General features: G+C 61.7%; 2 protein-coding genes and 1 pseudogene. 2 read left to right on the forward strand and 1 reads right to left on the reverse strand.

Annotated features, from left to right (window positions below; genetic code table 11):
• Window positions 1-606, forward strand: a pseudogene (locus Q0288_RS03770) (glycoside hydrolase); the annotation flags it as partial.
• Between the two features lie 258 nt (window positions 607-864).
• A complete protein-coding gene (locus Q0288_RS03775) occupies window positions 865-1,827 on the forward strand; it encodes a quinone oxidoreductase (protein ID WP_299427420.1) in 963 nt (320 codons plus the stop codon).
• A 107-nt stretch (window positions 1,828-1,934) separates the two neighbouring features.
• Here the strand turns inward: Q0288_RS03775 and Q0288_RS03780 are convergent.
• On the reverse strand, window positions 1,935-2,402 hold a 468-nt coding region (locus tag Q0288_RS03780), incomplete at its 5' end, for a TRAP transporter large permease subunit (RefSeq protein ID WP_299427423.1).

Raw genomic sequence — 2,402 nt, forward strand, 5'->3', positions numbered from 1 at the left:
CTCTCCGCAGCGCAGGCCAGTCTGAGTCAACAGCGCTTGCTGGAGGCAGCCGGACGCTTTCCCGGTCTGGTGCAGCCCTACTCCCCAGTGCAGCAAAAACGCGACCAAACCCTTATGGAACAAGTGGCCCTGCGAAGCATCACCCCTTATCGAAAGCCGCTGCGACCCCGGCGTTCGGATCGAATTCTGGTGGTCTCGGCAGGCAGTACCTTCGAGGCCGGCCCCTACGGCGAGACCCTCGCCGTCAAAGACTTCACCCGCCTGCTCCAGACCCGTTTTGCCAGGGTCAGCCAGTTGGTCTACGACCCCCAGAAAGCAGAAGCATCTACCAGCGAGCTGGAAAAGGCTGCTGCCAAAGCCGACTTCTTGCTGGTCGTCTCGGTTGGTCGGGGCAGCCTGAGCCCCCAGGAAACCCGGCTACTCAAACAGGCCTTCACGCTGGGCAAGCGGGCTACCCACATTGCGTTGTGGAACCCCTACCACATCCTGAGCCTGCGCAAACCAGCTTTCGTGACCTATGGCTTTCGTACCCCTACCCTGAATGCCCTGGTCAAGGTGCTGGGCGGGGTACAGGCCAAAGGTCGGCTGCCGTTCAAACTGCGCTGAGGGTTGCCTGGCCTCGACCGCTGCGCCCCATCGCCATGCAGCAGGATGGTTGAGCCAACAGGTCTAAGGTTTGGGGCACAAAAACCGAAATGGTGAAGAGCCAGAGCAAACCCCTCTCTCTTTGGGAGAGCGGCTGGGGTGAGGGAAGCGTGGCGTCTCGCAAGCAGTATTGGACGATAGAGTATGAACGATGACCATCGGCGTTGGGCTTTCGGCCTTCCGCTTTCGGCTACCGGCTGTCCGCTATAAGCTATGTCCATGAAAGCCATTCGCGTTCACCAGCCCGGCGGCCCAGAGGCCATGCTTTTAGAAGACATCCCCACCCCCACCCCTGGCGAGGGGCAGGCCCTGATCCGGCTAGTGGCCTGTGGGGTCAACTTTATTGACACCTACAAGCGCGCAGGTTTGTACCCAGTCCAGACCCCCTTCACGCTGGGCGAGGAAGGCGCTGGCGTAGTGGAAGCGGTTGGGCCGGGGGTGGTTAGCGTAAAGGCCGGAGACCCGGTGGTGTACTCCAATGTCCAGGGAAGCTACGCCGAGTACGCTCTGGTGTCCGCCGATAAGCTGGTGAAAGTGCCGGCGGGCCTCGAGCCCAAAATTGCCGTGGCCGGGATGCTCCAGGGCATGACCGCCCACTACCTGGCCCACAGCACCTATCCCCTCAGAGCCGGCGAGACCTGCATTGTCCACGCAGGGGCGGGCGGCGTGGGGCTGCTCCTGATCCAGATGGCCAGAATGATTGGGGCCACGGTCATCACCACCGCTTCCTCGGAAGAGAAGCGAGCCCTGGCAAAGGAAGCCGGGGCCGACCATGCGCTGCCTTACGAGGGTTTTGATCAGAAGGCCCGCGAGATTACTGGCGGTAAGGGCGTGGATGTGGTCTACGACGGCGTGGGCCAGTCCACCTGGGAGGGCAGCCTGAACAGCCTGCGGGTTCGCGGGATGCTGGCCCTGTACGGGCAGAGCAGTGGGCCCGTGGCACCCTTCAACCCGCAAGTCCTCAACCAGAAGGGCGGTCTGTTCCTGACCCGACCCTCCCTCTGGCACTACACCCAGACCCGCCAGGAGCTGGAATGGCGGGCTGGGGATGTCCTGCGCTGGGCCCTGGAAGGAAAGCTCCAGATTCGAGTCGGCGCAGAGTTCCCTTTAAGCCAGGCCGCCCAGGCCCATCTCGCCTTGCAGGGACGGGCTACCACCGGCAAAGTTCTTTTGATTCCCTGAGTCACCTTCAATAGCATCCCGGCCCAAAAAAGCCCCCCGTAAGAAGGGGGGCTGGGGGGATCTTGTGACGGAGCCAAACGAGTGCCGCAGCTTGCCAGGCGCCTCACCTAACCCCCCGGCACCCCACGCAGCGAGGGCAGCCAGGTAACCAGTGCGGGAAAAGCCAGTATGAGGCCCAGGGCAACCAGTTGTACCACCACAAACGGTATGATCCCACGGTAAATCTCCAGGGTTTTTACCTCGGGTGGGGCTACCCCGCGCAAATAGAACAGGGCAAAACCAAACGGCGGGGTAAGGAAGCTGGTCTGGAAATTGACCGCCAGAACCACGCCAAACCACAAAAGTTTATCGGCCACATACCGCATGGGATCCAGATAGATGTCGCCCGCAGCAATCAGGGCCTGGGCCTGGGCCTCCCAGATCGCCTCGGCGGCCGGCAACACCAGCGGAATGATAATGAAAGCAATCTCGAAGAAGTCCAGGAAGAAGCCCAGGATGAAGACCAGCAACATGACAAATATCAGGAAGCCCCACTCGCCGCCCGGCAACCCGATCAGGATCTCCTTGACCATCCG

Source organism: uncultured Meiothermus sp., from assembly GCF_937863175.1.
Lineage (GTDB): Bacteria > Deinococcota > Deinococci > Deinococcales > Thermaceae > Meiothermus.

Excerpts from the sequence above, each read along its gene's own strand:
- Q0288_RS03775 (WP_299427420.1), top strand. The coding sequence starts at position 865 with ATGAAAGCCATTCGCGTTCACCAGCCCGGCGGCCCAGAGGCCATGCTT.